The organism is Kaistella treverensis (assembly GCF_900114045.1).
Taxonomy (GTDB): Bacteria; Bacteroidota; Bacteroidia; order Flavobacteriales; family Weeksellaceae; genus Kaistella; species Kaistella treverensis.
Genome location: NZ_FORQ01000001.1, coordinates 423,678 through 447,976 on the forward strand (window position 1 = coordinate 423,678; position 24,299 = coordinate 447,976).

25 protein-coding genes are annotated in these 24,299 nt (G+C 39.8%); 16 read left to right on the forward strand and 9 right to left on the reverse strand.

Translation table 11 applies throughout. The features are described from left to right. Positions 1 to 23: 23 nt before the first annotated feature. From BMZ55_RS02100 to BMZ55_RS02125, 6 genes are all read left to right on the forward strand, one after another. Complete coding sequence (locus BMZ55_RS02100; RefSeq protein WP_089818225.1) at positions 24 to 698, forward strand: ABC transporter ATP-binding protein; 675 nt, start codon at positions 24 to 26, stop codon at positions 696 to 698. A gap of 56 nt (positions 699 to 754) precedes the next feature. Further along, positions 755 to 1,432: a RadC family protein gene (radC, locus tag BMZ55_RS02105; protein WP_089818227.1), complete on the forward strand. Its 678-nt coding sequence runs from the start codon at positions 755 to 757 to the stop codon at positions 1,430 to 1,432. After that, complete coding sequence (locus BMZ55_RS02110) at positions 1,429 to 2,307, forward strand: hypothetical protein (RefSeq protein WP_089818230.1); 879 nt, start codon at positions 1,429 to 1,431, stop codon at positions 2,305 to 2,307. The genes radC and BMZ55_RS02110 overlap by 4 nt, the downstream gene beginning before the upstream one ends. Positions 2,308 to 2,337: 30 nt before the next feature. Then, entirely contained in the window at positions 2,338 to 2,847 is a 510-nt protein-coding gene (locus BMZ55_RS02115) for a DUF7935 family protein (RefSeq protein WP_039344694.1), read from the forward strand. Between the two features lie 9 nt (positions 2,848 to 2,856). Continuing rightward, positions 2,857 to 3,468, forward strand: a complete 612-nt coding sequence (locus BMZ55_RS02120; protein WP_089818232.1) for an inorganic pyrophosphatase — start codon at positions 2,857 to 2,859, stop codon at positions 3,466 to 3,468. A gap of 142 nt (positions 3,469 to 3,610) precedes the next feature. Then, entirely contained in the window at positions 3,611 to 6,343 is a 2,733-nt protein-coding gene (locus BMZ55_RS02125) for a sodium-translocating pyrophosphatase (RefSeq protein WP_089818233.1), read from the forward strand. Positions 6,344 to 6,405: 62 nt separating this feature from the next. Here the strand turns inward: BMZ55_RS02125 and BMZ55_RS02130 are convergent, their stop codons facing one another. Further along, a complete protein-coding gene (locus BMZ55_RS02130; RefSeq protein WP_089818235.1) occupies positions 6,406 to 7,308 on the reverse strand; it encodes a CorA family divalent cation transporter in 903 nt (300 codons plus the stop codon). An 86-nt stretch (positions 7,309 to 7,394) separates the two neighbouring features. Between BMZ55_RS02130 and BMZ55_RS02135 the strand changes: the two genes are divergently transcribed. Further along, positions 7,395 to 8,417, forward strand: a complete 1,023-nt coding sequence (locus tag BMZ55_RS02135) for a 3-oxoacyl-ACP synthase III family protein (RefSeq protein ID WP_089818237.1) — start codon at positions 7,395 to 7,397, stop codon at positions 8,415 to 8,417. A 263-nt stretch (positions 8,418 to 8,680) separates the two neighbouring features. Here the strand turns inward: BMZ55_RS02135 and BMZ55_RS02140 are convergent, their stop codons facing one another. The 4 genes from BMZ55_RS02140 to BMZ55_RS02155 all read right to left on the reverse strand — a co-directional run bounded on the left by BMZ55_RS02140 (position 8,681) and on the right by BMZ55_RS02155 (position 11,237). Next, on the reverse strand, positions 8,681 to 8,863 hold the full coding sequence (locus BMZ55_RS02140) for a hypothetical protein (RefSeq protein ID WP_089818239.1): 183 nt from the start codon (positions 8,861 to 8,863) through the stop codon (positions 8,681 to 8,683). Between the two features lie 101 nt (positions 8,864 to 8,964). Next, a complete protein-coding gene (locus BMZ55_RS02145) occupies positions 8,965 to 9,807 on the reverse strand; it encodes an isoaspartyl peptidase/L-asparaginase (RefSeq protein WP_089818241.1) in 843 nt (280 codons plus the stop codon). A gap of 70 nt (positions 9,808 to 9,877) precedes the next feature. After that, positions 9,878 to 10,228, reverse strand: a complete 351-nt coding sequence (locus BMZ55_RS02150) for a hypothetical protein (RefSeq protein ID WP_089818243.1) — start codon at positions 10,226 to 10,228, stop codon at positions 9,878 to 9,880. Positions 10,229 to 10,349: 121 nt separating this feature from the next. After that, on the reverse strand, positions 10,350 to 11,237 hold the full coding sequence (locus BMZ55_RS02155; RefSeq protein ID WP_089819367.1) for a cyanophycinase: 888 nt from the start codon (positions 11,235 to 11,237) through the stop codon (positions 10,350 to 10,352). Between the two features lie 198 nt (positions 11,238 to 11,435). On the opposite strand from BMZ55_RS02155, the gene cphA reads away from it, so the two are divergent. From cphA to BMZ55_RS02185, 6 genes are all read left to right on the forward strand, one after another. After that, on the forward strand, positions 11,436 to 14,057 hold the full coding sequence (gene cphA / locus BMZ55_RS02160) for a cyanophycin synthetase (protein WP_089818244.1): 2,622 nt from the start codon (positions 11,436 to 11,438) through the stop codon (positions 14,055 to 14,057). A 156-nt stretch (positions 14,058 to 14,213) separates the two neighbouring features. Continuing rightward, positions 14,214 to 15,299, forward strand: coding sequence for a DNA polymerase III subunit gamma/tau (gene dnaX / locus BMZ55_RS02165; RefSeq protein WP_089818246.1), 1,086 nt, complete (start codon positions 14,214 to 14,216; stop codon positions 15,297 to 15,299). Beyond that, positions 15,251 to 15,892 carry a hypothetical protein gene (locus BMZ55_RS11425; RefSeq protein WP_233701868.1) on the forward strand — a complete coding sequence of 214 codons (642 nt, stop codon included), beginning with the start codon at positions 15,251 to 15,253 and terminating at the stop codon, positions 15,890 to 15,892. Before dnaX ends, BMZ55_RS11425 begins: the two co-directional genes overlap by 49 nt. 18 nt (positions 15,893 to 15,910) lie before the next feature. Continuing rightward, on the forward strand, positions 15,911 to 16,978 hold the full coding sequence (locus BMZ55_RS02175) for a chorismate mutase (RefSeq protein ID WP_089818248.1): 1,068 nt from the start codon (positions 15,911 to 15,913) through the stop codon (positions 16,976 to 16,978). A 15-nt stretch (positions 16,979 to 16,993) separates the two neighbouring features. Beyond that, positions 16,994 to 17,920: a ribosome small subunit-dependent GTPase A gene (gene rsgA, locus BMZ55_RS02180; RefSeq protein ID WP_089818251.1), complete on the forward strand. Its 927-nt coding sequence runs from the start codon at positions 16,994 to 16,996 to the stop codon at positions 17,918 to 17,920. Positions 17,921 to 18,093: 173 nt separating this feature from the next. Next, positions 18,094 to 18,513: a nucleoside-diphosphate kinase gene (locus BMZ55_RS02185; protein WP_089818253.1), complete on the forward strand. Its 420-nt coding sequence runs from the start codon at positions 18,094 to 18,096 to the stop codon at positions 18,511 to 18,513. A gap of 95 nt (positions 18,514 to 18,608) precedes the next feature. On the opposite strand, the gene rpe is transcribed toward BMZ55_RS02185, so the two are convergent. Continuing rightward, complete coding sequence (gene rpe, locus BMZ55_RS02190) at positions 18,609 to 19,259, reverse strand: ribulose-phosphate 3-epimerase (protein WP_089818254.1); 651 nt, start codon at positions 19,257 to 19,259, stop codon at positions 18,609 to 18,611. Positions 19,260 to 19,274: 15 nt separating this feature from the next. Continuing rightward, positions 19,275 to 20,369, reverse strand: a complete 1,095-nt coding sequence (locus BMZ55_RS02195; protein ID WP_089818256.1) for a M42 family metallopeptidase — start codon at positions 20,367 to 20,369, stop codon at positions 19,275 to 19,277. 54 nt (positions 20,370 to 20,423) lie between these two features. Between BMZ55_RS02195 and BMZ55_RS02200 the strand changes: the two genes are divergently transcribed. Further along, on the forward strand, positions 20,424 to 21,125 hold the full coding sequence (locus BMZ55_RS02200; protein ID WP_039344656.1) for a DUF4294 domain-containing protein: 702 nt from the start codon (positions 20,424 to 20,426) through the stop codon (positions 21,123 to 21,125). A gap of 1 nt (position 21,126) precedes the next feature. Further along, positions 21,127 to 21,918: a S1/P1 nuclease gene (locus BMZ55_RS02205; RefSeq protein ID WP_089818258.1), complete on the forward strand. Its 792-nt coding sequence runs from the start codon at positions 21,127 to 21,129 to the stop codon at positions 21,916 to 21,918. Here the strand turns inward: BMZ55_RS02205 and BMZ55_RS02210 are convergent. Together BMZ55_RS02210 and mnmD are read right to left on the reverse strand one after the other, a co-directional pair. Continuing rightward, entirely contained in the window at positions 21,913 to 22,326 is a 414-nt protein-coding gene (locus tag BMZ55_RS02210) for an NUDIX hydrolase (RefSeq protein ID WP_089818260.1), read from the reverse strand. The genes BMZ55_RS02205 and BMZ55_RS02210 overlap by 6 nt on opposite strands. 41 nt (positions 22,327 to 22,367) lie before the next feature. After that, the gene (mnmD, locus tag BMZ55_RS02215; protein WP_089819370.1) at positions 22,368 to 23,054 is read right to left on the reverse strand and encodes a tRNA (5-methylaminomethyl-2-thiouridine)(34)-methyltransferase MnmC2; all 687 of its coding nucleotides are present in this window, start codon (positions 23,052 to 23,054) and stop codon (positions 22,368 to 22,370) included. An 84-nt stretch (positions 23,055 to 23,138) separates the two neighbouring features. Here mnmD and BMZ55_RS02220 point away from each other — a divergent pair, with 84 nt between their 5' ends. Further along, entirely contained in the window at positions 23,139 to 24,200 is a 1,062-nt protein-coding gene (locus BMZ55_RS02220) for a branched-chain amino acid aminotransferase (protein WP_089818262.1), read from the forward strand. Positions 24,201 to 24,299: the final 99 nt, after the last annotated feature.

Consider the following 24,299-nt stretch of genomic DNA (forward strand, 5'->3'; position numbering starts at 1 on the left):
TATTTTTTAGTATTTTTGAAACCATGATTAAAGCGCGTAATATTCATAAATCGTACGGCGATTTGGAAGTTTTGAAAGGGGTAGACCTGCACATTGAAGAAGGTGAAGTTATTTCAATTGTTGGTGAATCCGGTGCCGGAAAATCTACACTTTTGCAGATTTTAGGAACTTTGGATAAACCGACCACACCAAAAAAATTCGATACACAGATCGATTTGGCGGGCCAGTCTTTCATCAATATGAACGACCGCCAGCTGTCGAGCTTCCGAAACCAGAACATTGGTTTTGTCTTCCAGTTTCATCAACTTTTACCGGAATTTACAGCGCTGGAAAACGTACTTTTACCAACCAGAATTGCCGGAAAAAACGAAAAAGAATCGCTGAAAAAAGCCTATTCTTTATTTGAAGATTTAAATATCGCGCACCGGATTCACCATAAACCGAACGAAATGTCGGGTGGTGAAGCGCAAAGAACCGCTGTGGCGCGCGCGCTCATCAATTCGCCGAAAATTATTTTTGCGGATGAACCGACCGGAAATCTCGACTCCAAAAATGCGGATGATTTGCACCAACTTTTTTTCGATTTGCGCGACAAATATCATCAAACCTTTGTTATCGTAACACACAACACACATCTTGCAGATACAACCGACCGAAAACTGGTGATGAAAGACGGCATGATAATTCAGGGTCTTTAAAATTGAATTAAATTTTATTTTCTTAATTTTAAATTCAATTTGTAAATGAGCTGTAAATGTCCATTAAATTACTGGCTGAAGACGACCGACCGCGCGAAAAATTTTTGCTGAAAGGTAAAAATTCGCTTTCTGACGCGGAGTTATTGGCAATCATTATGGGCAGCGGAAACCGCGAAGATTCAGCAGTAGAATTAGCCCGAAAAATACTCAATTCAGTCGGAAATAACTGGCATAACTTATCCCTTTTACAGATTTCAGATCTTACCAAATTCAAAGGTGTTGGCGAAGCAAAAGCCATTTCGATTGTAGCCGCGCTGGAAATCGGACGACGCCGCGCCGCGCAGGAAGTTCCGGAAAAAATCCAGATTACAAACAGCCAGGAAACTTACAAAATTTTAGCGCCTTTTTTGTCAGATTTACAGACTGAAGAATTCTGGGCAGTTTTCCTTAATCAAAATAACAGAATTATCACAAAAAGCAGGTTGTCGTCAGGAGGAATTAACCAATCTGTGGTTGATATTCGGATACTTTTTAAAACTGCTTTGGAGCATTTTGCTACCGGTTTAGTTGTTGCACACAATCATCCGTCCGGAAATCTGAAGCCGAGTCAGGAAGATTTAAAAATTACAAAACAGATCGCTGAAGCCGGTAAAATTCTCAATATCCAGCTGCTGGATCACCTGATTCTTGCGCAGAATTCCTACCTCAGTTTTGCTGATGAAAATTTATTATGATTAAAAAGCTTCAGCATTCGGAAATTGATTTTGAGAAATATCAAAATACTTTACAAAATTCCGTTCAGCAAAATTTTTACGCAGAATCTTCTGTTCTAAACCAGCTTTGCGAAAGTTGGGATCTTTTGGTTTTTGGTGATTACGACTTTGTGATGCCCGTTCCGGTGAAGAAAAAATACAGTTTTAAATTTGTCATCATTCCGCTTTTCTGCCAGCAACTTGGGATTTCGGGGCCGCGTTTTGACGCGGATATTGAAGAAAAATTCCGCCTTTATTTGACCAAAAATTACAAAATTATTTATTACGCTTTTCATCATTCAAATGAATTTAATTCAGATTTAGCGCAAAAGAAAAATTATTTTATTCCAAAATCCGATTATCAAAAGCTTCGAAAAAAATATTTCAAAGGCAGAAAATCGGCGGTTAAAATGGCAAAAAATCTGGTTTTAAAAGAAATTCCATTTGAGGAAAATTTGCCATTTGTACAGCATAATTTTAAAGGTTTACCCAAGAAAAGGGATTTAAGGAAATTCATTAATTATCTGAAATTTTTGGAAAAATCTAATTTGCTTAAAATTGTCGGAGCCTTCAAAGAAAATCAAATTATAAGTCTCGCAATCCTAATTTCTACAGGAGAAAAACTTTCGCTTTTAGGTTTGGTGAATGACGAAAATTTGAAAGCGGAAAACGGCGCTTCGTTTTTGGTTGATTCACTTTTGCAGGAAAATATCGCAAAACAATCCTTTGATTTTATGGGTGGCAATATCCGTGGTTTGGAAGTGTTTTTTAAAAGTTTCGGCGCCGAACTTCAGCAGTACGCAATGATCGAAAATTCTCCTAAAGATTTACTTAAAAAACTGCTAAAAAAGGGCTAAAATTCGTAATTTTGTGCTTTCGCAAAAAACATGATAGATTCGCCTTATTTTCCGTACGCTTTTGCCTTGCTTTTGGCGCTGCCTTTTTTAATTTATATGCGGCAGTTTGTGTACACTTCCATCAAATTAAAAAAACAGCAGATCAATCTAATGACCGTTAAAGGACAGTCGGAACAGCGCATCCACGCCTATGAACGCATTACACTTTTTCTGGAACGACTGAAACCTGCGAACCTGGTTTCGAAGTTTGATGAATCTCTGGCGACGCACGAATATCTTTTTTTGCTTGAAAAAACCATTAATGAAGAATTTGATTATAATGCTTCTCAGCAGCTTTATTTAACAAAAAATTCCTGGAATAAAGTCGTAAACTGTAAAAATAATATTCTGCATTTGCTTCACAAAACTTATGAAAACCTCAGCAATGAAAGTACGCTGCAGGATTTTAAAACGGTCTTTCTCATGAATTATATGAATGAGCAGGATTATATTTCGGCCTCAATTGAAGACTTACGAAAAGAAAACTTAATTGTAAATTAAAATAAATAAATGATACCTAATTTTAAAGCACATCCGTGGCACGGGATTCCGGTCGGCGAGGAGGCTCCAAATGTTGTAAATGTATTCGTGGAAATTGTTCCGAGCGACACGATAAAATATGAAGTTGATAAACAGAGTGGTTATCTGAAAGTTGACCGGCCACAGCAGTTTTCGAATATTATTCCGGCTTTGTACGGTTTTGTTCCAAGAACGTACTGCCATGACGAAGTTTTGAAATTAGCAATCGAAAGCGGCGCTACAGATGTTGATTCCGGAGATTTGGATCCGCTGGATATCTGCGTTTTAAGCTCGCATAACATTCACGCGGGCGGTTTGTTGATGGAAGCTATTCCAATCGGAGGTTTTAAGATGATCGACAAAGGTGAAGCTGATGATAAAATTGTAGCGGTGATGAAAGGCGATCACGCATTCGGTCATTTCCGTGATATTACAGAATTGCCGCAGGCCGAAGTAAAAAGACTGATGCATTATTTCCTGACTTACAAAAATTTGCCAGATGAGCCGGCAAAATGTAGAATCCAAGAAGTTTATGGTGCTGAACACGCTAAAAAAGTGATTGCCGCTTCGCAGAAAGATTACGCTGATAAATTCGGCGGATAAATTTTTACGAAAATCGAATATTTAAGAGACAAATGCTTGCATTTGTCTTTTTTAATTTACCAATCGCCACGGATTGTACAAAAAAATGTGTATTTTCGGGTTATATTTAATTTAACAAATAATTAACATTAAACATTAAAATATGGATTTATTTATTTTGGTACCAATCTTTGGTATTCTCGCCTTAATTTACACTTTCGTCCAGAGTGCCTGGGTGCAAAAGCAAAATGCCGGAAACGACCGTATGAAGGAAATCAGCGGTCACATTGCCGATGGTGCGATGGCATTTTTGAAAGCCGAATACAAAATCATGCTTTATTTCGTGGTTATTGTGGCGGTTTTACTTGCATTAATGGGAGCTTCCAATGAAAATTCGCACTGGACAATTGGTGTCTCATTTATTTTAGGGGCCATTCTTTCCGCTTTAGCAGGTTTTATCGGAATGCGTATCGCGACTAAAGCAAATGTTAGAACTGCAGAAGCTGCAAAGACTTCCCTTTCAAAAGCGCTGAAAGTTTCTTTCACCGGCGGTTCTGTAATGGGAATGGGTGTTGCTGGTTTAGCGGTTTTAGGTTTAGGCGGATTATATTTAATCCTGAAACAAATTTTTGCACCTGGTGCCGGCGTGGATTCTGTAGAGATGGAAAGAACCATCGAAATCTTAACAGGCTTTTCTTTAGGTGCTGAATCAATAGCACTTTTTGCCCGTGTTGGTGGTGGTATTTATACAAAAGCTGCCGACGTTGGTGCCGACTTGGTAGGAAAAGTTGAAGCGGGTATTCCGGAAGATGATCCGCGAAACCCTGCAACTATTGCAGACAATGTTGGTGATAACGTAGGTGATGTTGCCGGTATGGGCGCCGACTTGTTCGGTTCCTACGTGGCGACGGTTTTAGCAACCATGGTCTTAGGCCGTGAAACTTTCTCCGATGATGCATTTGGTGGTTTTGCGCCGATTCTTTTACCAATGTTAATCGCTGGAACCGGAATTATTTATTCAATGATCGGTACTTTATTCGTGAAAATCAGCGAAAATACCGAATTGGATACTGCGCCGGTGCAGAATGCTTTAAACCTCGGAAATTGGGGAAGTATTGTGCTTACAGCAATTTCATCTTACTTCTTGGTTAATTATTTAATGCCGGACACGATGTCACTTCGTGGTCATGAATTCACCAAAATGGGTGTTTTTGGTGCAATCATGGTTGGTTTGCTTGTAGGTACGCTGATGAGTATCATTACCGAATATTATACAGCAATGGGTAAACGTCCTGTAAAAAGCATTATCAAACAGTCCTCAACCGGTCACGCAACAAATATCATCGGCGGACTTTCTGTCGGTATGGAATCTACTTTTCTTCCGATTTTAGTTCTTGCCGGTGGTATTTACGGATCTTATTTATGTGCCGGGTTATACGGAGTTGCGATTGCTGCTGCCGGAATGATGGCAACTACCGCGATGCAACTTGCAATTGATGCTTTCGGACCGATTGCTGATAATGCTGGGGGAATTGCCGAAATGAGTGAATTACCTAAAGAAGTTCGTGAAAAAACGGATATTTTAGATGCTGTAGGAAATACAACTGCTGCAACCGGAAAAGGTTTTGCAATCGCTTCTGCAGCATTAACAGCACTTGCGTTATTTGCAGCATTCGTAGGTATTGCCGGTATTGATGGTATTGATATTTACCGTGCCGATGTTTTAGCCGGATTGTTTGTAGGTGCTATGATTCCATTCATTTTCTCTTCTTTGGCGATAAAGGCTGTAGGAGAGGCTGCAATGGCGATGGTAGAGGAGGTTCGCCGCCAGTTCCGTGAAATTCCGGGAATTTTGGAAGGGAAAGCCGTTCCGGAATATGAAAAATGTGTCGCTATTTCTACTGATGCTTCAATCAGAAAAATGTTGCTGCCAGGCGCAATTGCTTTGGTCTCTCCATTATTGATGGGCTTTATTTTCGGTCCTGAAGTTTTAGGTGGATTTTTAGCAGGAGCAACCGTTTCCGGAGTGTTGATGGGTATGTTCCAAAATAACGCCGGTGGCGCTTGGGACAATGCTAAAAAATCTTTCGAAAAAGGCGTAGATATCAACGGACAAATGTATTACAAAGGTTCCGATCCGCACAAAGCGTCTGTAACAGGTGATACTGTTGGTGATCCCTTTAAAGATACTTCTGGTCCATCCATGAATATTTTAATTAAATTAATGTCAATCGTTTCTTTGGTAATCGCACCTACACTTGCAGTTTTACATAAAGACACCATCGATAATAACAGAGCTGAAAAATTAGAATCACTTCAAAAAATGTCCGGCGCTGCCGTTCAGCCTGTCGCGGCTGAAGGTATGGATGCAGGCGTTCCTGCGGCTGTTGCGGTTGGAACTTTAAATGAAGACGGCGATTATGTTTACGACACCGGAAATGTGCAGGAAGTAAAACTTGGTGATAAATCCATCGCGCTTGGTGAAAATAGCCAGCTGTATGCACTCAATAGCGGATTGAAATTACAGGATAAAGCCCTATTGGTGCCGGAGCGTTGGTACACGATTGAAAATTTATTTTTCGAAAGTGGCAGCAGTAATTTAAAGCCAGGTGCAGAGCAGCAGCTACAAAATTTAGCTGAAATTTTAAACGCTTATCCAAATGCAAAAATTAAATTAGGCGGTTACACCGATAATAGTGGAAATGAAGATACCAACATGAAACTGTCTAATCTTCGTGCCCAGTCTGCGAAACTGAAATTGCTGGAATTAGGCATCGCTTCAGACCGAATCGAAGCGGAAGGGTACGGCTCTCAATTCCCGGTTTGTCCTGCGAACGACACCGATGAATGCAAAGCACAAAACCGCAGAATTGCAGTTCGTGTTTTAAACTTCTAAAAACTCAAATCAAAAAAAATCCCTGCTAAAAGCGGGGATTTTTCCGTTATATAAAGTGGCATTTACCAGCCTTTTTTGCGAACATAAACGAAAGTTATAAGCGCGATTACACCCATCACGCCGAGCGTAATAAAATAACCGTTTTTCGCTTCAAGTTCCGGCATCACATCGAAATTCATTCCGTAAATTCCGGCGATAAAAGTAATCGGGAAAAAGTACATGGAATAGATCGCAAGCACTTTCATCACCTGGTTTGCTTTCTGGTCGCTCATCGCCAGAAACATCGAAATTAAGTTCGTCACCTGCGCATTCAAATGATCAAAATCTCCGACGACATCTTTATATTTATCTTTGAGGTCCGTAACTGAAGCATCTTTCAAATCCAGCATTTTAAATTTTTCCACCCAAACAGATGAAATATTTAAAATTCTCGCGTTCAGTCCCGATTTTCTTTTCAAACGGTACAAACGACGAATGTGTGTGGAATGATTCGTGTTCTTTAAAAATATCTCGTTTTCAAGCTGGTCCATAATTTCCATCAAATTATTCGACTCGTCATCATAGGATTTCATCACCTTTAAAGCGAGATTCAAGGCAATCGTGTCGCGCGAAATATCTTTATTTTCCGGCAGCAGAACTTCTTTTTTAAATTCGTAAATGCTTCGGTTGTTCATGCGGTGAATTGTGATAATCACTTTATCAAGCAGAAAAACACCGAGCTTTGTTGATACATCGCTGATGGTATTTAAATTCGAGCGTTCCGACTGCGTATTTTCGCGCATCAGAAAAAATTCAACATTTCCGTCCTGCTCGAACTTAGGCAGATGATTCACGTCAACCGTATCTTCCAAAAGCAGGCTGTTGATCTGATATCTTTGCTGCAGATAAGCGAAATCTTCGTCGGTCGGGTGCTCAACATCAACCCATTCGCATTTCGAATTTTTAAAAAGTATTTCTATCGCCATTACACAAATGTAGGATAAAATTAGATTTTATTGGAAAAAACCGGCAATCCTGCAAAATATTTTATCTTTGCTAAAACCTAAAGTTTATGATAAAAAGTTCCATCAAGGGGATCGGCCATTACGTCCCGGACAATATAGTGACCAACGATGATCTGTCGAAGCTGATGACTACAAATGATGAATGGATTACCGAAAGAACCGGCATCAAAGAACGTCACCACCGCAAAAACCGAAATGACTCCGAAGAAACTACTGCTTTTCTCGGTTTCAAAGCTTCGGAAGCGGCTTTAAAAATGGCCGGACTCGAGGCTAAAGATTTGGATTTTATCGTTTTCGCGACACTTTCGCCGGATTATTTTTTTCCGGGATGTGGAGTTTTGCTTCAGGAAATGTTAGGTTGCGAAACCATCGGCGCGCTGGATGTCCGCAATCAGTGTTCCGGATTTATTTATGCGATGAGCGTGGCGAATGCTTTTATTAAAGCAGGTCAGTATAAAAATATTCTCGTCGTCGGTGCTGAAATCCATTCCTTCGGACTCGATTTTTCTGATGCAGGCCGCGGAGTTTCGGTGATTTTTGGCGATGGTGCCGGCGCTGTAATTTTGTCGGCTTCGGAAGACGAAAACAGCGGCGATATTTTAGCGACAAATATGCATTCCGAAGGAAAACATGCTGAAGAATTGTGTACGAAATTCCCGGGTTCAAAATTTGGCTGGAGCGACCGAATGCGTCTGGAACCTGAAAATGTTACCGATGCTGAAATTTACCCGATAATGAACGGAAATTTTGTCTTTAAACATGCCGTGACACGCTTCCCGGAAACCATGAACGAAGCTTTGCAGCAAGCCGGAAAAACTCCTGAAGATTTGGATATGTTTATTCCACACCAGGCGAATCTGCGTATTTCTCAGTTCGTGCAGCAGCGTTTCGGTTTGCCGGACGAAAAAGTGTATAACAACATTCAGCGTTTCGGAAATACCACGGCGGCTTCAATCCCTATTGCGCTGAGCGAAGCGATTCAGGAAGGAAAAATAAAGCGCGGTGATCTGGTTTTGCTTTCCGCTTTTGGAAGCGGCTTTACCTGGGGTTCTGTCTTATTTGAATTTTAGAAATAAAAATATTTTAGAAATAAAAATTTGCTGCTAAAACAGCAAATTTTTTTGTTTTTATTTTTAAAAAATCCGCCGCTAAAACGATGAATTTTTTCGTTTTCTAAATCAGAAAAAATTTGCTTTTTAAACAGCGAATTTTGTTTTCTAAATCAGAAAAATTTGCCGTTAAAACATCAAATTTTTCTCTTTTCAAATTTGAAAAAAAACGCCTTTAAAGCGGCAAATTTTTAACTAAAAAAATGCGTCAACCGACGCATTTTTTATCTTGCTTCAAGCGAATCTTCCACCTGATCTTCATCATCGAAAGCCGCAGAATCTACGCCCGCATTTCGCTTTTCTTCCGCGCTGTGCTCTTCTTTGTATTCTTCCCGCTGCTCTTCTTTCTGGGCACAGCTTCCGAAAAATAATCCGCCTAAAACGGCAAATAAAATCAACTTTTTCATAATGATATTTTTAATGTTCCGAAGTGTTCAGCAAACATTATGCAGTTTTGAAGAATTAAAAATTTTCGGCGGTAAAACGGCAAATTTTTTTCTTTTGAAAACTATTCAAAAACTTCAAATTGCTGTCCGTCGAAGCTTGCAAAAACCATGGTCGGATGAGAATCCCGGTGCTGAATATTTCCTAAATGATCAATCGCAATTGCGCCTGCAAAACCATCAATTTCTTTCAGCTCGGCAAATGTTTTGTCGAAAGCTTCAGCAAGCGACATTCCGTCCGTCACGCGGATTACAATTTTTGCTGCCGTGGCATTACTGACGATATCTTCACCAACTCCAGTGCAGCTTACGCCGCAAAATTTATTTGCAAAATTACCCGCAACGGTCGCGGAATCTGAAATTCTTCCTTCAAGCTCGAAACCTTTTCCGCCCGTAGAAGTTGCAGCAGCAATTTTTCCCCTTTTGTCGAAAGCTACACAACCAACCGTTCCTTTGCCGCCGTTTTTCGATTTTTCTTCGAACTCTCTTCGGCGCTGCGCGGTTTCGGTAGAGTAGTCGGGAAAACCGTTTTTGGTCGCATAGTTTTTAGCTCCCTGATCTCCTAAAACGCGGTCGTCTTCTTTCATCAAAAATTCGGCTATTTCCACGGGATTTTTTACATTTTGAATATTGATGACACCTGAAAATTTTTGCGTATCGCCATTCATTAGCGAAGCGCTCATCCGTATTTTTCCGTCGCTCTGAATTTGCGATCCGGTTCCGGCGTTATAAAGTTCGTCGTCTTCCAGAAGTTTAACGGCAAAAACCGCAGTTTCCGCCGCGCTGTGTGTCTCCAGATAATGAAAAGCTTTTTTGACTATAGATTTTAGTGAATCCTGTTTTGCAACTTTTACTTCGTGACTTTGGTCGCTTTCCGAGAAAAAACCACCGTGAATTATAATTTTCATAGCGTGTATTATTTCTCCAAATATAATTAAACAAAAAAGATATTTTTTTGCTTTAAAAAGAGGCAGATTTTTATTGAATGGCACCACCAAACTCGGCTACCGCCATGCCTGCAGCAATAATTACAACGACACCTACAGCTCCTGCGACCAAACCGATGGTTTTACCGTAAGAAAATTTCTTTTCGCGAAGCAACAGAACGGAATCGGTAGAAATCAATGCCGTTTGCCCGTCTTTGTTGGTGTATGTGTATTGGTCGCCGTCTTTCCTCAGGTCGGTTACACGCATTTTTTCATTGTTTTTCAGTGAGATTTCGTAGGTTTTATCTATATCCGGAACGGTCGAAGTATTATCAGAAACCGCTTTGTAAGAATAGCAATTTACCAGGAACAGAAGTGCGAGAATTGAAGCTAAAGTTTTCATAATGAGTGTTTTTGGTTAAAGTAAAGTTACATTTAATTTAAAAAACTCGGAATAAAAACAATAAAAAAACGAAACCTGAGATTTCGTTTAATATTTAAATAATGATAAAATAACTTCTACTTTAATTCACCTGCGGAATCGGGTTGTACTGAGAATTAACGATTGTAAGGTCTTTGGTCTTCAAATCATAAAAATCGTTTTGTGAGAGAACGTGAACCACAAGATTGTCTATTGAAATCGGTTGGCCAAGCTCAACGTTAGTCAAATTAGTATCTTTAATAAAACGGCCATCCACCAAAATTACCAGCCCGGAACCAATCGCGGTCATATTGTCTTTATAAATGTACAAACCGGTGTCTTCACCGAGACCAATCCCCAAAGTCCGCGGATTGTTTACCACAGCCTGGAACAAACGTCCAATTCTGCCGCGCTGAACAAAATGCGTATCGACAATTACATTTTCTATAAAACCCAAACCTTGCGTGGTTTTTATTTCACCTTTTAGCAAAGCTTCACCGCTGGAGCCCTGATAAATCATATTTTCGGAAGCTGCTGCGGCACCTGCAGAAGTTCCGGCATAAATGAAATCTTCCTTTAGATATTTCATTAAAATAATATCGTGAAAACGGCTGCCACCTAAAATAGAAGTGAGGCGCAGCTGATCTCCACCGGTAAACATTACGACGTCCGCTGCAGTTGCCCGTTCTGTAATGACGTCGCTGTTTGCCTGCTCACGTGTTGTAATGTCTAAAATATTTACGTTTTTAGCGCCCAGAAATTCAAAAGCTTTTTTGTATTCCGGTCCCACGATTTGCGGAATCTGTGAAGCGGTGGTAATAATCTCGATGACGGAATCTTCTTTCAACCGCGATTCGTTGATGATTTTACGGAGGATTCCGCGTTCGAAGAAATTAAGGTTTTTTTCTATATTTTGATCATAATCGGTTTCCGAAAAGCTGCCTTTATTTACTGCGCCACCGATAATCATTAATTTTCCAACTGCTTCCATATTTGCAAATGTAGAAAAAAATACCATTTCTGCCGTTAATTTTTCGGAGTTGGTTCCGTCTGAAAATGAGCCTTTTTAGCTCCGAAAAAAGGTTTTCAACCAGCGCTGAAAATAATTTTTCACCATTTATTATGCTTTTCTATTATCTTTGATTGTAGAAAAAACATAAAAGCATTAAAAAAAAGACAGTTATTCTCTATGAAAATTGAAAAAATACAAGTTTTACGCGGTCCGAATATTTGGAGCATCAGGCGTCCAAATCTTATTCAGATGCGTTTGGATTTAGAAGAAATAGAACATTTACCAACCAATAAAATACCGGGTTTTCGTGAACGACTGGAACGTTTGATTCCGTCCTTAATTACGCATCGCTGTTCCGAAGGTGTGGAAGGTGGATTTTTTCAGCGCGTAGAAATGGGAACCTGGATGGGCCACGTGATTGAACATATAGCGCTCGAAATTCAGACCGTTGCCGGCATGGACACTGGTTTTGGGCGAACCAGAGAAACAAAAACGCCGGGCGTTTATAATGTGGTTTTCAGTTATCTCGAAGAAAATTCCGGCGTGTACGCGGCAGAGCAATCCGTAGAAATTGCAAGATGTCTTATTGAAAATATTGATTATGACATTGATGCGTGCATCCAGAATTTAAGAGAAATCCGTGAAAGACACCGTTTGGGACCATCAACCGGAAGTATTGTGGAAGAAGCGGTGAGCAGAAGAATTCCATGGATTCGTTTGGGTAGGAATTCTCTTGTTCAGCTCGGATATGGCGTAAATCAGCAAAGATTTCAAGCTACAATTACCGGAAATACCAGCTCCATTGCGGTGGAAATTGCCTGCAATAAAGAACTGACGAAAAGAATGCTGGACCAGGCTGCAATACCGGTTCCGTCGGGAGATTTGGTTTCCGACGAAGAAGGTTTACGGACCGTTATTGAAAAAATAGGTTATCCGATTGTTTTAAAGCCGCTGGATGGAAACCATGGCAAAGGTTCATCAATTAACGTTAATGACTTCGAAACTGCTTTAATTGGTCTCCAGCATGCGCAGAATTTTTCACAAAATGTAATTGTAGAACGTTATATCACGGGTTATGATTTCCGTATTTTAGTCATCAACCATAAAATGGTTGCTGCGGCGCGTCGCGTACCGGCACATGTTATAGGCGATGGAAAACTCGACATCCAGGAATTGATCGACAAGGAAAATCTGAATCCGCTTCGCGGCTACGGTCACGAAAAAGTCTTAACTGAAATTACCGTCGATAAAGACACCAACGAACTGCTGGAAAAACTGCATTATACTTTGAAATCTGTTCCAAAAAACGGTGAAATTGTTTATCTGAAATCTACAGCAAATCTTTCCACCGGCGGAACTTCAATAGATGTTACGGACATGGTTCACCCTGAAAATGTCACCATGGCAGAACGCGTTTCGCGAATAATCGGTCTTGATGTTTGCGGAATTGATATCATGGCAGAAAATCTTACGCAACCGCTGAAAGAAAGTGGCGGAGCTATTTTGGAAGTGAATGCTGCACCAGGATTTAGAATGCATTTGGCGCCAAGCGAAGGTTTACCACGAAATGTCGCTGCGCCTGTTGTTGACATGCTTTATCCACCAGGAAAACCCGCTAAAATCCCAATTATTGCCGTTACCGGAACCAACGGAAAAACAACGACCACCAGATTAATTGCGCACATTGTAAAAAATAATGGTTATCGCGTTGGCTTCACGACATCTGACGGAATTTATATCCAGAATGTGATGCTTACGAAAGGCGATACGACCGGACCGATTTCTGCAGAATTCGTGCTGAAAGATCCAACCGTTGAATTTGCAGTTTTAGAAACTGCTAGAGGCGGAATTTTACGTTCCGGTCTGGGTTTTAAGTCTTGTGATATCGGCGTTTTGACCAATATTAAAGAAGATCATTTAGGAATGAATGATATTCACAATCTGCGAGATTTGACCAAAGTTAAACAGGTGGTGATGGATTCCGTGAAAAAAGATGGTTGGAGCGTAATGAATGCCGACGACGAATATTCAATGCGTTTGATGCCGGAACTGGAATCCCGAGTGGCACTTTTCAGTTTGGACGAAGAAAATCCGCACATGAAAAAATACGCCAAAGAAGGCAAAATTTCCTGTGTTTATGAAGAAGGTTTTATCACCATTAAAAAAGGCGACTGGAAAATCCGTATTATTAAAGCGACACACGTTCCGATTACGATGGAAGCTAAAGCAAAATTTATGATTGCTAATGTGCTTGCCGCCAGTTTATCCGCGTATCTACACGGTTTTGCTATCGATGATATCGCGAATTCACTTCGGACATTTATACCAAGTCCCGCGCTTACTCCAGGAAGGCTGAATATATTTAAATTTAAAAAATTCCAGGTGCTTATTGATTTCGCGCACAATCCAGCGGGGTACGAAGCAATTGAAGAATATCTGAAAAACGTAGAAGCCACGAAAAAAATCGGAATTATTTCCGGTGTTGGCGATCGACGAGACGAAGACATCCGCCAGTGCGGAAAAATTGCCGGTAGAATGTTCGATTATATCATCATCCGCAACGAAAAACATTTGCGCGGCCGCACTGAAGATGAAATAAACGAACTCATCATCACCGGAATGCAGCAAGCCGGAAAAAATGTGAGTTATGAAATCATTCCGAAAGAAATAGAAGCACTGAAACATGCAATGAGCATGGCGGAAGAAGGAACTTTCATCACCGCATTAAGCGATGTAGTGACCAATGCGATTGATTTGGTTCAGGAATATCAAAACCGCGAACTTCTTGAAGAAGGGTAGGAATTTCAGAAAAAAATGCCAAAACTCCCGGGAATTTTTTCGGGAGTTTTTCTTGGAATTTATTTGCCGCTATTTTGATGTTTTTTCTCCTTTTTGCTGCTTAATAATTAGCAGTACAATTTTTTATTTCTCATTTATTTGTCTATTTTTGACCCCATGGAAAATTTCGTAGTTTCTGCCCGCAAATACCGTCCGCAAGAGTTTGATACTGTTGTGGGGCAGGTGCATATAACAGAAACTTTAGAACATGCCATCGCTTCGAACCATTTGGCGCAGGCCTTACTTTTCTGCGGTCCACGCGGCGTTGGAAAAACCACCTGCGCACGAATTTTAGCAAGAAAAATAAATGAGCGCGACGGTTCAACTTCCGAAGATGGTTTTGCTTACAATATTTTTGAATTAGACGCGGCTTCCAACAACTCGGTAGACAATATCCGCGAACTTACCGATCAGGTGCGTTTCGGTCCGCAGGTCGGGAAATATAAAATTTATATTATCGATGAGGTTCACATGCTTTCATCAGCCGCTTTCAATGCGTTTTTGAAAACATTAGAAGAACCGCCGGCGCACGCCATTTTCATTTTAGCGACCACCGAAAAACATAAAATTATTCCAACGATTTTATCGCGGTGTCAGATTTTTGATTTCAAAAGAATTACCATTGAAGACATTCAGCTACATTTAAAAAAAATAGCCGAAGAAGAGGGAATAAATTACGAAGACGACGCGCTGTATCTGATTGCGCAAAAAGCTGACGGTGCACTGCGCGACGCACTTTCAATTTTCGACCGGCTTTCAACTTTTTCCCAGAAAAATATCACTTTAGCAAAAGCTGCAGAGGTTTTAAATGTTCTTGATTACGAACAATATTTAAATATTGTAGATCTTGCGCACGAAAACAAAATTGCGGAATCTTTGCTGGCGTTAAATGAAATCATTAAAAAAGGTTTTAATCCGCATATTTTTATTGCCGGTCTCGGAAATCATTTCCGCGATTTAATGATGTCGCAACAGCCGCAAACTGTGGATTTAATTGAAGTTGGCGAAAAAACCAAACAGAGGTTCACCGAGCAAAGCAGAAAATGGTCTTCGCAACAGTTGGTGGATGCGGTGGAAATCTGTAATCACGCCGACATCAATTATAAAAACTCAAAAAACCCTCGTTTAACAGTAGAAATTGCTTTAATGCAATTATGCTCACTCACTGCAAATCAGCAAGATTCCAAAAAAAAAAATTCCTGATTTTAGCACCTTTTCTTAAATATGTTCAAACAGAAATTGAGCAAGAAATAGCAGAAAATCCGATAAAAAGTGCAACAGAAAGTCAAGTTGAAGTTCCGAAAACTTTCGAAAAAACTTCTGCTCCAACTGGAATTCAAAAAAAAGCTTCGAAATTCAGCATCAGCGCAGCGCTGGAAAAAACCGACGAACAGCCGGAAATTTTTAACGCCGAAGCGAAAAAAGTTTTACCTAGCCAACATTTCAGCGAAACAGATCTGCAAACCGAATGGCAAAAGTTTCTGGAAGAATTACAACAGCGCGACATCATTATTTTTAATGCCATCAACTCCTTTTCATTTCATAAAAAAAGTGAAGATATTGTGCTGATTACGTATCCTTCAGAATCTGCAAAAAGCGAGTTTGAAAAAATCCGTACGGAGTTTTTTAACCATTTTATGCGGAAAGTAAACCACTTCAATATTTCAATTGAGTATCAGTTGGACGTTACGATGAAAAAAGAAATCATCACGAAACGAAAGATTTTCAATAAATTTGCGGAGATTAACCCGGTTTTAAAAGATTTAGACGATCTTTTTAAACTGGATTTTAATTAAAGCACCCCAATTTCAAAAATGAATTTACAAGATTTAAAAAATACCTGGGTGGATGAATTTCCGAAACCCTTGATTATAGCTGGCCCGTGTAGTGCCGAAAGCGAAATACAAATGCTGGAAACGGCGAAAAGAATTAAAGAATCCGGCGCGCCGGTTCCTGTTTTTCGTGCTGGAATCTGGAAACCACGTACGAAACCAAACGGTTTTGAAGGGGTAGGCGTAATTGGTTTAAACTGGCTAAAAAAAGTAAAGCAGGAATACGGTTTTAAAACGGCAACCGAAGTTGCGAATGCGCATCACGTTGCTGCGGCTTTGGAAGCTGATGTGGATATTCTTTGGATTGGCGCGCGTTCCACAGTAAATCCATTCACAGTTCAGGAAATTGCTGAAGCTTTAAAAGGTACCAACAAACCGGTTTTGGTTAAAAATCCCGTAAATCCGGATTTAGCTTTGTGGGTGGGCGCACTGGAGAGATTATTAGGTCAGAATATCACCAATTTAGGAGTAATTCACCGCGGTTTTTCTACGTATCAGAAAACGAAATACCGTAACGTCCCGAACTGGCAAATTGCATTAGACTTTAAAAACCAATTTCCGAATATTCCAGTGATCGTTGATCCATCGCATATTTGTGGCAACCGCACAGGTTTAGCTGGTGTTGCGCAGGAAGCGCTGAATGTGGGTTATGAAGGAATGATGATTGAAACGCACCGCAATCCTGATGAAGCATGGAGCGACGCTTCGCAGCAGATTACGCCGGAAGTTTTAGCAGAATTGGTAGGAAATTTACAACTCCGAACTTCCGATATATCTGCTTTTGAAGGCGAAATGGGCCGTCACCGTACTTTGATTTCAGATTTGGATTTTCAGCTGATTGAACTTTTGGGTCAAAGAATGAAGATTTCCGAAAAAATCGGAAATTTGAAAAAAGAGAATAATATTGCCATTTTCCAGCCAGAAAGATGGAAAGTGATTACTGAATACGCAAACCAGAAAGCTGACGAATCCGGCATGTCCGCAGAATTCATTGAAAAGGTTTTTAAGGCAATTCACGAAGAATCCATCGAGGTTCAAAACAGTATTTAAAAATAAAAATTCGCATTGAAGGGACTCATCACAAAATCCACCGGAAGCTGGTACCAGGTTTTAGAAGCAGAATCGGGGAAATTTTTTGAAGCCCGAATCCGTGGGAAATTTAAGCTGATAAAAACGCGGTTGACCAATCCTTTGGCTGTGGGTGATCATGTGGAATTTTCTTTGGAGCAGGACGAAGTCGCCTGGATAACTAAAATTGATGCGCGGAAAAATTACCTCATCCGGAAATCCGTAAACCTTTCGAAAGAAGCGCATATCATTGCTTCAAATATCGACTTGGCGTGCTTTATTTTCACCTTAAAACATCCCGAAACTTCACTTGGTTTTCTCGACCGTTTTTTGGTTTGCTGTGAAGCGTACAACATCACACCGCTGATTTTGTTCAATAAAATGGATGTTCTTTCCGACGAGGAAAAAGAATTAACACGTTTTATCGCTGAAATTTATAACGAAATTGGTTACGATTCTCTGGAAATTTCCTCTTATTCGCAACTGAATTTAGAAGTTTTAAAACAAACAATTAAAGATAAAGTATCGGTTTTTTTCGGTCATTCCGGAAGTGGAAAATCAACTTTGGTGAATGCTTTACAGCCGGATTTAAATCTGAAAACATCCGAAATTTCCGAAACTCATTTAAAAGGAAAACACACCACGACTTTTGCGCAGATGCATTTCTGGACTTTCGGCGGAAGTGTTATCGATACGCCGGGCGTGCGTGAATTTGCGATGATCGATGTGGAAAAGGAAGAAATTCAGCATTATTTTCCTGAAATTTTTGCAATTGGCAGAGAGTGTAAATTCCACAATTGCATGCATTTGAATGAACCGAAATGCGCAGTTTTATCTGCAGTAGAAGAGGAAAAAATTCAGGAGAGTCGTTACCTTACGTATGTGAAAATTATGGAAGAAGCCGACGAAAATAACGTGATATAAAAAACCCAGCCGAAGCTGGGTAAAAACTAATAACCATGAAAACTCAAATTAAACATGAGAATCGTGGTAAAATTTACAAGTTTCGTGCCAAAGGATTTTCCCAGTATTGATGAGATTTACCGCGCAGAATTCTAAAAGTTTTTGTATTTTCGCAGCCAATTAAAACAAGAGATATGTCACATAAAATTACATTCACCATGATTAAGCCAGATGCGGTTGCAGATGGTCACATTGGTGCTATTTTAGGGAAAATTGCTGAAGCAGGTTTCAAAATCAAAGCTTTAAAATTAACCCAACTTACCGTTGCCGATGCGAAAAAATTCTACGAAGTTCACGCTGAAAGACCGTTTTACGGAGAATTGGTCGAATTCATGAGTTCAGGACCGATCGTTGCAGCTGTTTTGGAAAAAGATAACGCTGTTGAAGATTTCAGAACTTTAATTGGTGCTACAAATCCTGCGGAAGCTGCAGAAGGTACAATCCGTAAAATGTTTGCAAGAAGCATTGGTGAAAACGCTGTTCACGGTTCTGATTCCGATGAAAATGCTTTAATCGAAGCAAGTTTCCATTTTGCTGGAAAAGAAATTTTCTAAAAATATCGCCTTTTAACGGCAAATTTTTGCTGTTTAGCTATTTATAAAAAAAAGCCCCTAATAAGGGCTTTTTTTTTGTTTAAGATTGTTTGGTATTAAAACTTAAGCAGCTCGATGATTTTTTCCGGGTTGTCTGAGGAAAAAACTGCATTTCCCGCCACCAGAACATCGGCGCCGGCCGCAAAAAGTTTCGAAGCATTGTCCAGATTAACGCCGCCATCCACTTCAATCAGCGCGGTGGAATTATTCGATAAAATCAAATCTTTGGTTTCTGCGATTTTTTTGTAGGTATTCTCAATAAATTTCTGGCCACCGAAACCGGGATTTACGCTCATTAATAAAACCAAATCCACATCTGCAATAATATCTTCCAAAAGCAAAACAGGACTTGAAGGATTTAAAACCACGCCCGCTTTTGCGCCTTTTTGCTGAATTAAATTAATCGTGCGGTGCAGGTGAACGCTGGCTTCATAATGTACAGATACGAGATCAGCTCCGAGGTCGATAAATTCCTCCACGTATCTTTCCGGTTCTACGATCATCAAATGTACATCGATAAATTTGGTGGAATGTTCTTTAACCGTTTTCATCACCGGAAAACCAAAGGAAATATTCGGCACAAAAAGGCCGTCCATCACATCGACGTGCAGCCAGTCCGCTTGCGAACGGTTCAGCATATCGATATCTCTCTGTAAATTCCCGAAATCTGCGGAAAGCAGGGAAGGAGCAATTAATCTTGTTTTCATGCAATTTTTTCTGTTTTAATTTGTTTCCGCTAACTGGTGATATTTCAGATTCATTTTCGGCTCGATTTTGAGCAAAGATTCATAAATCAGGTCGATTACGTGGGCTACATCTTCTTTTGAAACCATTTCCACCGTTGTGTGCATATAGCGCAGTGGCAAAGAAATCAGTGCGGACGGCGTTCCACCGTTGGAATGTGCAAAAGCATCGGTATCGGTTCCGGTTGCACGGCTTGCAGCGGCTCTTTGGAACGGAATATTTTTTTCTTTAGCGGTCTGTACAATCAGTTCACGAATATTGTGGTGAACGCTCGGTGCAAAAGTAATCACCGGACCGCTGCCGCATTTTTGGTCGCCTTCTTTCTTTTTTTCGATCATCGGCGTTGAAGTGTCGTGTGTAACGTCGGTGATAATCGCGATATTTGGTTTTATGGTGTCCGCAATCATATCCGCACCGTACAAACCTACTTCCTCCTGTACAGAATTGGTGATATAAAGACCGAAAGGCAACGTATTTTTATTTTCGCTTAAAAGTCTGGCGACTTCAGCAATCATAAAACCTCCGATCCGGTTATCAAGCGCGCGGGAAACGAAATATTTGTCATTAAGCTGGAAAAATTCATCTGGGTAAGTGATCATCGTTCCGACAAAAACGCCCAATTCTTCCACTTCTTTTTTATTTGAACAACCAAGATCGATAAATATATTTTCGAGTTTCGGTACCGGCTCGTCGGAATTTACACCGCGAGTATGAATCGCGGGCCAGCCGAACACCCCTTTTACAATGCCTTTTTCACCATGTAAATTCACGACTTTCGACGGCGCAATCATTTGGTCAGAACCACCGTTCCGGATGACGTATATCAAACCTTCATCGGTAATATAATTCACATACCAGGAAATTTCGTCCGCGTGCGCTTCAATTACAACTTTAAATTTCGCTTCTGGATTTATGATTCCGTAGCAGGTTCCGTAATGGTCAACCTCAATTTTATCAACGTAAGGTTTAAGATAATCCATCCAGATTTTCTGGCCGTTGTGCTCGTAACCTGTTGGCGATGCGACGTTTAAATATTCTTCTAAAAACTTTAGAGATTTATTTGCAAATTTCATAGAAAGGAATGACTTTTGTTTGACTAAATTTTGTTTTAAAAGAAGGTAAAAATAATGAATTTTAACAAGATAGTCTTACTCTTTGTCCTGTTTTTCGGACTTTGTCTAAACGCACAGGTCATAGAAAGAGTAAAACCCATCAGCGAGTATCCTCCAGAACTTCTGAAAACCGACCAGTTCGGCAATAAATATTACTACGACGCGAGCCAAAAAGCCAGAATCTACGAAATTGACGGTGAAAATGTAGTTGTTATGGACGAATTAATTCTGCTGAATAAGCCGAAATTTAATAATCAGCTTGACCAGAATTATTACTTTTTTCTCAATAAAAAATTAAACAGAGTTTATCCACTTTTTTTAACAGCTTTAGAACAATACGAAGATATCCAGACGGAACTAAACCAAATGGATAAAAATGCACAAAAAAAATACGTCAATGAGCGCCAACAAAAATTAGCTGACGAATATGAAATGCAGCTCCGCGACCTTACTACAACGGAAGGCCGCGTTTTTGCGAAGCTGATGAACCGCGCTACCGGCAAAACTGTTTATGACATCATCAGAGAACTTCGCGGCGGCTGGAGTGCTTTCTGGTGGAATGTAAAAGGTAATATTGCCGATGTAAGTATTAAACAACCTTATGATCCGCACAAAGACCGAAGTGACGAATTTATTGAATCGCTCTTGCAACATAATTGGAATAGTGGTTACTTGCAGCCTTATCCCGGGTATTTAAGTTTTAAAGTAAAAAAATAGTATGAACAGATCAATAAAGAGCACTTTCGTTCTTTTAGCACTTTTAAGTTTTAACCTCGCATATTGTTGGGGAACCACAGGCCACCGTGTTGTTGCAGAAATTGCAGAGCATCATTTATCAGCAAAAGCCAAACGTAATCTGAAAAAAATTATCGGGGACCAAAAACTGGCGTATTGGGCAAACTGGCCGGATCAGATAAAATCTGATACAACAGGCGTCTGGAAACCTACCGAAGTGTGGCATTATGTAAATATCAGCCCACAATCTAATCTCAAGCAGTTTAAAGATTCCTTGGAAAGTCAGACCGGACCGAATATGTACACGCAAATTAAAACTTTGGCAAACCAGATAAAAGACAAAAAAACAGCTCCGAAGGACCGAGAAATTGCGTTGCGCTTTCTGATCCATTTGATGGGCGACGCTGCGCAGCCGATGCATGTAGGGCGCGCTGAAGATTTAGGCGGAAATAGAGTAAAACTGAAATTTTTTGGCGATAACACGAATCTTCACTCCTTATGGGATACCAAACTTGTAGAATTCCAAAATTACAGCTACACCGAATTTGCGGAAGTTTTAGATAAAAAATCTAAACAGGAAGTAAAAACAATTCAATACGGAACATTGGAAGACTGGCTTTATGACAGCCACAAAGCTGCGAACCGCATTTATGCCAATACAAAACCGGATGCCGCTTATTCTTACGATTATAATTATAAATTTGAGCCGCTTTTGGAAAGACAGCTTCTGTATGGAGGTTTGCGTCTTGCGAAAATGCTGAACGAAATTTTATAGATATTTTTTTTTAAGCAGTTCAAAAACTACTTTATCGACAGGTAATAAAAATGGATTTTCTTCGCTGAGGGAAATCCATTCTAATTTTTCAATGCACGGGTCCATAATCAGCAGCTCTTTTTCATCCGCGATTTCTGCTTCATAATAGATGCTTAAAAGCTGCTCGTTGTCCCGGAATTTTGATACGATGAAATTTTCTTGCGTATAAAGATGCGTGATGTTTTTAGCTTTGATGTTCAGCTCTTCTTCAAGCTCGCGCTGCAGACATTCCAGAACGCTTTCGCCGAATTCCAAACCGCCGCCGGGAAATTTCAGCAGCTGTTGGCCTACATATTCTTCGTGTAAACCCAGTACTTTTTTATCTTTCAGCAGCGCCACATAAACGCGCACATTTATTTTGTCGATCATGAAATCATCTTTGAATTAAACAAAGTTAGCTAATTTAGAAATTATTTGTTTTCGGAAAATTTTATCGCATTGATCATCTCTCTTTTTCCGGGCGGACCGGCTTTTTTTTCAACTTTAAAATTTAAATCCTGCAAAATTCTGCGCACGCTTCCTTTCGATGAATAGGTGGTGAGCACCGCACCGTCTGCCATTTTATCTGCGACTATTTCGAAAAGTGGTTTTTCCCACAAATCCGGCTGTACACGGGCACCGAAACAGTCGAAATACACCAAATCTATTTTGGGAAAATTCAGCTCTGGAAGGGCGAAAAAATCGCTTTTGAATTTGGTCAGGAAAAAATTCGGCAGAATTTCGGTTTCAACATTCCACTCCGCTTCGTGGATTTTCGCATAAGATTTTTTAACGGCTAAATCGGCAAAAAATTCGCTGTAATCCAGCAGTTTTAGTTCCTCCGCATTTACGGGATATTTTTCCAGGGTAAAATAGTGGATTTTTTGGATTTGCGTATTTTGCAAAAAATCATTTATTGTGACTAAAACATTCAGTCCTGTTCCGAAACCAAGTTCTAAAATATTTATTTCACAATTATTTACCAATTTTAATCCATTTTCAATAAAGACGTGTTTGGCTTCCTGGAGCGCGCCGTGGTGTGAGTGGTAGCTTTCATTTAAATCATTGATATATAAAGTATTACTGCCGTCGGAAGTGGTTTTTATTTCCCTTTTCATGCCAAATTTTTCCAAAATTAATTTAAAATTTTGAAATGTAAAAAATTATATTAAATTTGTAGAACATCAAAAATAATTTTAATAATGATAATTCAAAAATCTACTAATCCACGGATTTCTTCTTTTGATCCAAATAATTTTTCGTTCGGAAATACATTTATAGATCACATGATTATCTGTGAGTACGAAAACGGGAAGTGGGGTGATGTGAAATTGGTTCCTTACGGGCCGCTGCCTTTTTCACCAGCTATGATGGGTGTAAATTATGGTCAGGCATGTTTTGAAGGAATGAAGGCTTATAAAGATAAGGATGGCGACATTTTCCTTTTCCGTCCGGAGAAGAATTTTGCGCGTATCAATAAATCCGCAAGCCGTTTGGCAATGCCGGAAGTTACTGAGGAAATGTTTTTGGAAGGTTTGAAGGCGTTAGTAGATGTAGACCGCGACTGGATTCCGTATGGTGAAGGAAATTCATTATATATCAGACCGCTTATTTTCGCTACTGAAGAAGCTTTGAAAGCAAGAATTGCTAATAAATATATGTTTGCAATTGTTGCAACACCAGCAAAAAGCTATTATTCTGAGCCTGTAGCTGTGAAAATTTCAGATTATTATTCCAGAGCTGCAAATGGTGGAGTAGGATTTGCAAAGGCTGCCGGTAATTACGCCGCTGCTTTTTATCCAACTCAATTGGCGAATGAAGAAGGTTATGAGCAAATTATCTGGACCGATGATTCCACCCACGAATATTTCGAAGAAAGTGGAACGATGAATGTTTTCGTGAGAATTAACGACACTATTTATACACCTCCAACTTCAGAAAAAATCCTGGACGGTATTACACGCGACAGTTTCATTAAACTTGCAGAAAAGAAAGGAATTGATTTAAGAGTTGAACCTGTATCTGTAAAAACTGTTGTTGAAGCTCATAAAAACGGAACTTTGAAAGAAATCTGGGGCGTTGGTACTGCGGTAGTAACTTCTGCTTTCAAAGCAATTGGTTATAAAGGTGAAAAACTGGAATTACCAAAACTAACTTTGGAAGAGAGCTTCGCTTTGCAGCTGCAGAAAGATTTGGTTGATATCCAAACCAATAATGCTGAAGATACTTTCGGTTGGAGAGTAAAAGTAGAGCCTAAATTCTAAGATTTTTCAGAAATTTTAAATAAAATAAAAGCCGGGAATTGAGGTTCCCGGCTTTTGATTTTAACATTTGCGCTGAAATGCGTAATTTCGCAAAAGCTT

Coding starts and splice junctions, on each gene's coding strand:
- BMZ55_RS02115 (WP_039344694.1), top strand. CDS start 2,338: ATGATAGATTCGCCTTATTTTCCGTACGCTTTTGCCTTGCTTTTGGCG.
- BMZ55_RS02110 (WP_089818230.1), top strand. CDS start 1,429: ATGATTAAAAAGCTTCAGCATTCGGAAATTGATTTTGAGAAATATCAA.
- BMZ55_RS02195 (WP_089818256.1), bottom strand. CDS start 20,369: ATGAAATTTGCAAATAAATCTCTAAAGTTTTTAGAAGAATATTTAAAC.
- BMZ55_RS02185 (WP_089818253.1), top strand. CDS start 18,094: ATGTCACATAAAATTACATTCACCATGATTAAGCCAGATGCGGTTGCA.
- BMZ55_RS02210 (WP_089818260.1), bottom strand. CDS start 22,326: ATGATCGACAAAATAAATGTGCGCGTTTATGTGGCGCTGCTGAAAGAT.
- BMZ55_RS02135 (WP_089818237.1), top strand. CDS start 7,395: ATGATAAAAAGTTCCATCAAGGGGATCGGCCATTACGTCCCGGACAAT.
- BMZ55_RS02150 (WP_089818243.1), bottom strand. CDS start 10,228: ATGAAAACTTTAGCTTCAATTCTCGCACTTCTGTTCCTGGTAAATTGC.
- radC (WP_089818227.1), top strand. CDS start 755: ATGTCCATTAAATTACTGGCTGAAGACGACCGACCGCGCGAAAAATTT.
- dnaX (WP_089818246.1), top strand. CDS start 14,214: ATGGAAAATTTCGTAGTTTCTGCCCGCAAATACCGTCCGCAAGAGTTT.
- BMZ55_RS11425 (WP_233701868.1), top strand. CDS start 15,251: ATGCTCACTCACTGCAAATCAGCAAGATTCCAAAAAAAAAAATTCCTG.
- BMZ55_RS02200 (WP_039344656.1), top strand. CDS start 20,424: ATGAATTTTAACAAGATAGTCTTACTCTTTGTCCTGTTTTTCGGACTT.
- BMZ55_RS02145 (WP_089818241.1), bottom strand. CDS start 9,807: ATGAAAATTATAATTCACGGTGGTTTTTTCTCGGAAAGCGACCAAAGT.
- BMZ55_RS02220 (WP_089818262.1), top strand. CDS start 23,139: ATGATAATTCAAAAATCTACTAATCCACGGATTTCTTCTTTTGATCCA.
- BMZ55_RS02120 (WP_089818232.1), top strand. CDS start 2,857: ATGATACCTAATTTTAAAGCACATCCGTGGCACGGGATTCCGGTCGGC.
- BMZ55_RS02100 (WP_089818225.1), top strand. CDS start 24: ATGATTAAAGCGCGTAATATTCATAAATCGTACGGCGATTTGGAAGTT.
- BMZ55_RS02125 (WP_089818233.1), top strand. CDS start 3,611: ATGGATTTATTTATTTTGGTACCAATCTTTGGTATTCTCGCCTTAATT.
- rpe (WP_089818254.1), bottom strand. CDS start 19,259: ATGAAAACAAGATTAATTGCTCCTTCCCTGCTTTCCGCAGATTTCGGG.
- cphA (WP_089818244.1), top strand. CDS start 11,436: ATGAAAATTGAAAAAATACAAGTTTTACGCGGTCCGAATATTTGGAGC.
- BMZ55_RS02155 (WP_089819367.1), bottom strand. CDS start 11,237: ATGGAAGCAGTTGGAAAATTAATGATTATCGGTGGCGCAGTAAATAAA.
- BMZ55_RS02175 (WP_089818248.1), top strand. CDS start 15,911: ATGAATTTACAAGATTTAAAAAATACCTGGGTGGATGAATTTCCGAAA.
- BMZ55_RS02205 (WP_089818258.1), top strand. CDS start 21,127: ATGAACAGATCAATAAAGAGCACTTTCGTTCTTTTAGCACTTTTAAGT.
- BMZ55_RS02130 (WP_089818235.1), bottom strand. CDS start 7,308: ATGGCGATAGAAATACTTTTTAAAAATTCGAAATGCGAATGGGTTGAT.
- BMZ55_RS02140 (WP_089818239.1), bottom strand. CDS start 8,863: ATGAAAAAGTTGATTTTATTTGCCGTTTTAGGCGGATTATTTTTCGGA.
- mnmD (WP_089819370.1), bottom strand. CDS start 23,054: ATGAAAAGGGAAATAAAAACCACTTCCGACGGCAGTAATACTTTATAT.